Source organism: Betaproteobacteria bacterium (genome assembly GCA_009693245.1).
GTDB lineage: Bacteria > Pseudomonadota > Gammaproteobacteria > Burkholderiales > SHXO01 > SHXO01.
Genome location: SHXO01000116.1, coordinates 1 through 7,823 on the forward strand (window position 1 = coordinate 1; position 7,823 = coordinate 7,823).

Below are 7,823 nucleotides of genomic sequence, written 5' to 3' on the forward strand. Positions count from 1 at the left end.
ACAGCTTTGGCCTCCCTTGACGCGCTTCACCGCCAGTTGCTTGAACTCTGCCGTGTACTCCTGCTTTGGTAGCTTCTTCATCTTCAATCCCTCCAGTTCGTCCAGAATAAACTCCTACTCTTGGAAGACGAAATTTCGGGGGAAGCTCAGATGAATTCGCGCCGTCTGAACGCTTTCCGTGGTCATCGCTGCACTGCACAAGCGCCGTGGAGTAGGGCGCGCGAAAATGCATTCGGACGCGCGACGCGGTATTATTTCCCCGCCATGTCCTATACCCCGACCAACGAACGCCAGCTCATCGACGCCCTGGGCACCCAGCACGAGGTGGCAGCTTCCACGGCACGCGTCGTATCCTTGGTGCCGAGCATCACCGAATTACTGCTCGATCTTGGCCTTGGAAAACAGTTAGTGGGCCGCACGGGGTTTTGCATTCATCCGCGCGATGCCGTCAAAAAAGTGTCCAAGGTAGGCGGGACGAAGAGTATCGACGTGGCCAAGATTCGCCGTCTGGCCCCCACCCACCTCATCGCCAACATCGACGAAAACCCGCGAAGCGTGGTGCAAGAACTCGCCAAGTTCGTTCCCCATGTGGTGATCACGCATCCCATCGTCCCCGAGGACAATCTGAAGCTCTACCGCCTCCTGGGTGGCATTTTCTCGCGCGAGGATGAAGCGCAAGCCCTGGCGGAGAAATTCCGGGCTGCGCTCGCGGAGGTGCGTTCCGCCAGCGAGGCCTGGGGGCGCCAGCAGGTGATCTACCTAATCTGGAAATCGCCCTGGATGACTGTATCGCGCGACACCTATATCTCGCGCATGCTGGCGGCCGTGGGCTGGGACACTTTCGAGGTGAGGAGTGACGCCCGCTATCCGACCATAGAGCTCACCGCGGAGCAACTGCGCAGCGTGAGTTTCGTGCTGTTTTCCACCGAGCCCTACTCCTTTAGCGAGCGCCATCTGGTGGATCTCCTGGACACCATGCCGCTCGGACAAAAGACGCGCTGCGCCTTGATCGATGGCTCCATGACCTCCTGGTATGGCAGCCGCGCGGTGAAAGGCTTGGCCTACTTAAGGGATTTTCGCCGCGGCCTCCTGTGAAGTTGGGTCCCAGTGAGGCTGCGAAGCTTCATGCCCCCTTCAAATGCGCCCGAAGCATCCACGCGGTCTTTTCGTGTTGCGCCATCAAACCCACCAGGAAGTCCGCCGTCGCGGCATCGCCATATTCCTCGTCGCAAGCGGCGGCACCGGCCCGAAGGGTTCAGATGATGGCTTCGTGATCCGCCAACAGCGCCTATAGCATGGCCGTTTGGCTTTGGGTATTCACGGCCGTCTCTGGGAGGCTGGTAAGCGTGGCGTACTCGCCAAGGGTGGCAACCGCTTTCCCGCCCAAGGCACGCGCGCGCTCCGCCACTTCGTCGATGGTCTCGTCAAGCGCCTCGTATTGGCCCTCGAAGAACTTGTGCAGTTCGCTAAAGTTCGGAGTCTCCACGTTCCAGTGGAAATTGCGCGTTTTCACGTAGAGCACGAACTCATCGGCGAGGAGTTTGTTGAGCAAGTCCGCCACTGCTTTCCGGTTGCTGTCGTCGATTCCGATATTGATGGTCATGATCGCTATCCTTTCCAGTTAAGAGATTTCTTCAAGCCGCTTTTCTTGCCCATTGCTCCAGGGCTTGAGCGCCGCCGATGTATTGGCCGTTGATGAAAATTTGAGGAACCGTCCGAGCACCCGCGATTGCGCCCACAACCTTGCCGCGTACGTTGTGCGCCAAGAGGACCTCGGCGTAGTCGTAGCCCCATTCTGCCAGGAGTGACTTGGCTTTCGCGCAGTACCCGCAGCCTTCCCGCGTGAAGATGACGGCTTGGTCCGGTTTCTTCGTCTTTGGGTTGATGTAATTCAGCATGGTGTCCGCGTCCGACACCTCGAAGGGATCGCCCGGCTTCTCGGGCTCGATGAACTGTTTCTGAATCACGCCGTCCTTCACCAACATGGAGTAACGCCAGGAGCGCTTGCCTAGCCCCAAGTCCGATTTGTCCACCAGCATGCCAAGTTTCTCGGTGAACTCTCCGTTGCCATCGGGGATCAGGGTGATGTGCTCGGAGGCTTGTTCCTTTGCCCATTCGTTCATCACGAAGCCGTCGTTGACCGAAAGGCACAGGATCGAATCCACGCCATTGGCGAAAAACGCGGGCGCCAGTTCGTTATAACGCGGCAAATGCGCGGATGAGCAGGTGGGCGTGAAGGCGCCAGGCAGCGAGAACACCACCACGGTCTTGCCTTGGAACAGATCTTCGGTGGTGACGCTCTTCCATTCGTTGTTCTCTCGCACGCGGAAAATAACGCTGGGAACGCGCTCGCCTTGTTTACCGTGCAGCATGATTTTCTCCTTCAGGTTGAGTTAGGGAAACATCCACGGAATGCAGTCTACGGTTGGACTTATTAGCAATCCAATTGATTGTTGTGAAGTGTCTGATAAGATAATCTAATGACCCTGCCCTGTCGTTTTCAGCCTGCATGACACTCAACGAACTACGCTACGTGGTTGCCGTGGCGCAAGAGAGAAACTTCCGCAAGGCGGCGGAGAAGTGCTTCGTGACACAACCAGCGCTGAGCTTGGCGATACAGAAGCTGGAGGAGGAGCTTGGCCTGAAAATTTTCGAGAGGGGCAAAACCGAAGCCAGCGTGACAGCGCTCGGCCAGCAAGTGGTGGAGCAAGCGCAGCGGGTGCTCGAGGAAGCAGCCAAGGTGAAGGAGATCGCGAGCCAAGGCAAGGATCCGCTGCTAGGCACGTTTCGCCTGGGGGTCATCTTTACCGTGGGGCCTTATTTACTTCCTTCCTTGATTCCCGCCTTGCACAAGCTGGCACCGCGAATGCCCTTGGAGATCGAGGAGAACACCACGGCCCACCTTGAAGCGCTGCTTCGCAACGGCAAGCTCGATGCCATCATCGTCGCCTTGCCCTTCGGCGATTCTGGCATTGCCACGCTGCCGCTCTACGATGAACCGTTCGGCGTAGCCGTTCCCATGGAGCATCCCTGGGCCAAGAAGAACTTCGTAAAGCCGAAGGAACTCTCGAAGGAGCGCGTGTTGCTGCTCAACTCCTGGCATTGCTTCGCCAATCAAGTGGTGGAAGCTTGCCCGGAGCTCTCGCGCCGGCCCGGCGATGTTCAGCAAGGCAACTCACTGGAAACCATTCGCGGCATGGTGGCCTCCGGGTTGGGTATCACGGTACTGCCATGGTCGGCCTGCACGGACCGCTTCCAGAGCAAACTCATCCGTGCAATACCCTTCACCAACCCCGCCCCCAGCCGCCGGATAGCGCTCGCCTGGCGCCGGAGTTACGCACGCGGGAAAGTCATTGAGGTCTTGTCCAAGGCTATCTGGAATCTGAAACTGTCCGGAGCCGAAATGATCGCGCCCGGTTAATTCGTATCCCGGCTTCGATGTGCCGCGCTACTCCGCGCGGATGCCGGCGTCCTTGATGACCTTACTCCAACGCGCCGTGTCGGATCGAATCACCGCGGCAAAAGCGTTGGGCGAATTACCGAGGGCTTCGGCGCCCAGGGCGTGCAGGCGGGCGGAGATATCCGTTGCGCGAACCGCGAGGGCGAATTCGGTTTGAAGCTTGTCCACGATGGCCTGTGGCGTATGGGCCGGCGCCGCCACGCCAATCCAGTTGGTGACTTCAAAGCCCGGTAGCGTTTCCACCGCCGCCGGCAGTTCGGGCATCAACACGGAACGTTGCTTGCCCAGCACCGCGATGGCCCTGAGCTTTCCGGCCTTCACGTAGGGCAGAGCCATGGCCATGGTATCGAAGGATAGTTGTACCTGCCCGCCCGCCAAATCGGTGTAACTGGGCGCGCTGCCCTTGTACGGGATATGCATCATCTTCACTCCGGCCAGGCGGTTGAACAACTCGCCCGCCAAGTGCGGCGCCCCGCCGGAACCACTCGAAGAAAAATTCAGTGGCGTGGTCTTGGCGAGCGCGATAAGTTCTCCGAGGGTATTAGCGCGCACGGAAGGGTGCACGACCAGCACATGTTCCAGCGACACTAGTTGTGTAACAGGCACGAAATCTCGCTGAATATCGAAGGGCAAGCGGTATAAGCTGGGGTTCGCGGTGAAATTTCCCATGGACCCGGCGATGAGCGTGTACCCATCCGGTGCGCTCTTGGCCACCGCATCGAACCCGATGACCCCGTAGGCGCCCGCCCGGTTCTCCACGATGAATTGCCGTCCTAGATTCTCGCTCAACCTTTGCGCGACGATGCGCGCTACTACATCCGTGGTTCCCCCGGCGGGAAACGGGACCACGAGGCGCACGGGCTTGCTCGGAAAGGTCTGCGCGTTTGGCGCTCCGCCCGCCACCACGAGTAACGCGATGCAAAGCCACCCCCGCATCACCGGCGCTTTGCTCATTTACTTCGGCGTACGTTTCTTCTTCGTCTGGCCCGTGAGGAATTTGCGCGAGGCTGCCACATCGATCAACGGATGTATCTCGAAAGTGGCCGGGATGATCTGCGCCCATTCATTCAACAGACGGTGCAAAGTTTCGTTGGAGTCCACGTCGAACACCGCGACGGCGCCGCGGCCCGTGCGCGCGTAGGTCCACTTGGCCAAGCCGCTCTTGAGGTGAGGGCTGATCCAATTCCAGAAGCTCTGTCTCGACTTGACCATGGTGGAGGGTTTCTCCGGCCGGGGGGTACTGACGATAAGAAACAGCATCGCTACTTATCCTTTGCTGGCGTGTGGGCCGGTGAAGCAGCGGCTTGCGCATCCAACCGAAACTTTGCATAAGAGCCCGGCGCGTCTTCAAGAACCTTGAGTTTTCCCTTGCCGGGAATGCGCGCGGCCACCTTGTCGCCGGCGTAACCCGCGACCCACTTGCTCCACGCCGGCCACCACGAGCCCTCGTACTTTTGCGTCGAGGCGAGCCAGTCATCAGCTCCGGAAGGCAGTTTATCGTTGGTCCGGTAGTGGTACTTATTGGCGGCGGGCGGGTTGACGATTCCCGCGATGTGCCCCGACCCGCCGAGAATGAAATTCACCGGGACGGGCAGCGCCTTGGCGCCCATGTAAGTGGATTTCCATGGCGCGATGTGATCTTCGATGGCGGAGATGAAGCAGGCCGGCGTCTTGATCTTGTTCAGGTCGATGGATTGTCCTCCCAACTCGATGCCGCCTGGCTTCACCAGCAGATTGTTGATGTACATATTGCGCAGGTAGAACGTGTGCATCTTGGCCGGCATGCGCGTGGAATCGGAGTTCCAGTAAAGCAGATCGAAGGGGAACGGATCCTTACCCAGAAGGTAGTTATTGATGACAAAAGACCAGATCATATCGTTGGCTCGCATCATGTTGAAGGTGCTGGCCATCTCCGAACCCTCGAGATAGCCGCCGCGCTCCCGCATCTTCTTCTCGATGTTCTTGAGCGAGGGCTCGTCGACGAATACGCCCAACTCGCCCGGCTCCTGAAAATCGATCATGGCGGTAAAGAACGTCGGGCATTTCACGCGCATGTCTTTTTTTGCCGCCAAATAAGCCAAGGCGCAGGCGAGCAAGGTGCCTCCCAAGCAGTAGCCGATGACGTTGGCCTCGCGCTCTCCGGTGGTTTTTCCATGGCGCCGAGCGCGGCCAAGGGACCCTCGAACATGTAGTCTTCGAAGCTCTGTTTGCGTGCCGCGCATCCGGATTCACCCAGGAGATCACGAACACCGTGTGCCCTTGAGCCACGGCATAACGGATGAAGGAATTCTTCTCGCGCAAATCCAGGATGTAATACTTGTTGATCCAAGGCGGGATGATGAGCAGCGGCGTCTTGTGGGCTTGCTGCGTGCTGGGCGTGTATTGAAGCAACTGAACCAGATCGTTCTGATACACCACCTTGCCAGGCGTGGTGGCGACGTTCTCGCCCATCGTGAAGGCCTTGGGATCGGTCATGCTGATGGCCAATTGCCCGCCGCCGCGTTCCACGTCTTGCAGCAGATGATTCAACCCGTCGAGGAGATTCTTGCCACCGCTCTCCAGGGTGGCCTTGAGCACCTCGGGGTTCGTGAGCGCGAATTGGTGGGCGCTAGCGCGTCGACGAACTGGCGCGTGAAGAAGCGTACCTTGCGCGCCGTTTGCGCATCCAGGCCTTCCACCCCGGCCACGGTGCTTTGGATATTCTCCGCCGCCACCAGATACGATTGTTTGATGTAGCCGAACAAGAAATTGTTCTGCCATAGTTCGCTCTTGAATCGCGTATCGCTTTTGTCCGGGGTGCTGGCCTTCGCGCCCTGCCCAAAGAATTTCTGCACAGCGTCTTGCCAGACATTCATCTGCGCTTGCCACATGCGGGAATGAGCCTCGGCAAGTTTCACCGGATCCGCCCACATCTTATTGGCCAGTTCGGCGAAGGCAGGCATGACTCCCACGTCGTCGCTGGCGGCAGTGGCTTTGCCCTCCTTCAGGCGGTTCAGATAAGCGTTGGCGATGTTCTGGCTACGCTGGGCGATCTCCGCCAAGGACTTGGCAAGAGCTTCCGCATCGGGCGCGCCGCCCGCTGAACTAGCCGGGGGTGAGTTACTCATGGTATGCCTCCTGGGCGATTAATTGGACCGCCGAAAACGGTAGACGCCGCTCGCGTCTTTCTCGCGCTGCAATTTGTCTTGGTGCCAAAGATAGTTGAGGTGGGCAATGGATTCTCCCATGGCGAAGAAGGTTTGGTGCGTGTCCAAGGGCCGCCGAAACAACACGGTAAGTAAATCGCTGGCCGTCGTCCAGTCGTGGCATTTCTCCATGACCTCTCCTAAGCGGTCCTCGTGGTGCCTATGCAGTTGCTCGATGCGCGCGTGCATCCCGAGGAAAGGCAATCCGTGGGAGGGCAAGGCAAGGGTATCCGCAGGCAAGGGCTTGAACAGATCGATGGAGTCCAGAAAGAGTTTCACCGGATCCGACTCGGGCTCTTGCGCCCACACACTGACGTTCGTGCTGATCTTGGGCAGCAACATGTCCCCTGAGATGAGTACACCGAGGGCATCGCAATACAAGGCGGCGTGCTCGGGCGAATGACCGTAGCCGAAAATCACGCGCCACTTGTGCTTGCCGGTGAGAATGACATCGTTGCCGTGTATGCGGCGGTATTGCGCTGGCGGCTCGTAAACTCCGCGCCGGTAAGAGTTGCCGCGCTGGTTCATATTCTCTTTTTTAGCCGGCTCCAGACCATGGGCCGAGAATAAATCGAGGGTTGGCTGCGTGCCGTGCCCGGAGGTCTCCGCGTACAGGGCATGGCCCGCAAGAAATTCCCCCTGGGGCATCCACAGCGTCACACCGAACCGCTTCGTCAACCACCCCGCCAAGCCGAAGTGATCCGGGTGGCAATGGGTGACGATCACCCGCTTGATGCGCTGCCCGTGGCGCGTGAAGATCTTGTCCCAGGCTTCTTGCGTCACGGGCAAGTTCAGACCCGTATCCACCAGCGTCCAGCCGCCGCCGTCTTCCAGCATCCACAAATTGATGTGGTCCAAAGCGAAGGGCAGTGGCATGCGAAGCCAAAGGCATCCTGGAGCAACTTCGGTGGTTTGCCCCAAGGCCGGAGGCGCGGCAAAAGGGTAATCCAAAACGGAAGGGGCGGCAGCCACCTTGGCCAATGCGGATTTCATGTTCGAGAGCGCGCCTATGCGAAGCATGATGTTACCTTAAGGGCACCTCTAATAATCACTTTTCTACGACGGATCTCTTACCGCGTTAGCGAAATGAGTTTCATTCTCGGCCAGGTGACCTTCAGCCGGGTTATTTCGCGCCTTTCAAGGCGTTTTGCGAGCCTCTTCACTGGCTTTGTATCCAA

The 7,823-nt window shown here is 58.7% G+C and carries 6 protein-coding genes and 2 pseudogenes; 2 read left to right on the plus strand and 6 right to left on the minus strand.

Annotation, left to right across the window (positions count from 1 at the left end):
- Positions 1–264: 264 nt before the first annotated feature.
- Positions 265–1,095: a cobalamin-binding protein gene (locus tag EXR36_14860; GenBank protein ID MSQ60876.1), complete on the plus strand. Its 831-nt coding sequence runs from the start codon at positions 265–267 to the stop codon at positions 1,093–1,095.
- Positions 1,096–1,123: 28 nt separating this feature from the next.
- Here the strand turns inward: EXR36_14860 and EXR36_14865 are convergent.
- Positions 1,124–1,603 (minus strand): annotated as a pseudogene (locus EXR36_14865) (DNA starvation/stationary phase protection protein).
- A gap of 31 nt (positions 1,604–1,634) precedes the next feature.
- Complete coding sequence (locus EXR36_14870; GenBank protein MSQ60877.1) at positions 1,635–2,372, minus strand: glutathione peroxidase; 738 nt, start codon at positions 2,370–2,372, stop codon at positions 1,635–1,637.
- A gap of 137 nt (positions 2,373–2,509) precedes the next feature.
- Between EXR36_14870 and EXR36_14875 the strand changes: the two genes are divergently transcribed.
- The gene (locus tag EXR36_14875; protein ID MSQ60878.1) at positions 2,510–3,421 is read left to right on the plus strand and encodes a hydrogen peroxide-inducible genes activator; all 912 of its coding nucleotides are present in this window, start codon (positions 2,510–2,512) and stop codon (positions 3,419–3,421) included.
- 27 nt (positions 3,422–3,448) lie between these two features.
- Here the strand turns inward: EXR36_14875 and EXR36_14880 are convergent, their stop codons facing one another.
- The 4 genes and pseudogenes from EXR36_14880 to EXR36_14895 all read right to left on the minus strand — a co-directional run bounded on the left by EXR36_14880 (position 3,449) and on the right by EXR36_14895 (position 7,638).
- Positions 3,449–4,414 carry a tripartite tricarboxylate transporter substrate binding protein gene (locus EXR36_14880; protein MSQ60879.1) on the minus strand — a complete coding sequence of 322 codons (966 nt, stop codon included), beginning with the start codon at positions 4,412–4,414 and terminating at the stop codon, positions 3,449–3,451.
- The gene (locus EXR36_14885) at positions 4,415–4,720 is read right to left on the minus strand and encodes a hypothetical protein (GenBank protein MSQ60880.1); all 306 of its coding nucleotides are present in this window, start codon (positions 4,718–4,720) and stop codon (positions 4,415–4,417) included.
- A 2-nt stretch (positions 4,721–4,722) separates the two neighbouring features.
- Positions 4,723–6,567: pseudogene (phaC, locus tag EXR36_14890) on the minus strand (class I poly(R)-hydroxyalkanoic acid synthase).
- 18 nt (positions 6,568–6,585) lie between these two features.
- Positions 6,586–7,638 (minus strand): MBL fold metallo-hydrolase, encoded by a 1,053-nt coding sequence (locus EXR36_14895; GenBank protein ID MSQ60881.1) that lies wholly within the window; start codon positions 7,636–7,638, stop codon positions 6,586–6,588.
- Positions 7,639–7,823: the final 185 nt, after the last annotated feature.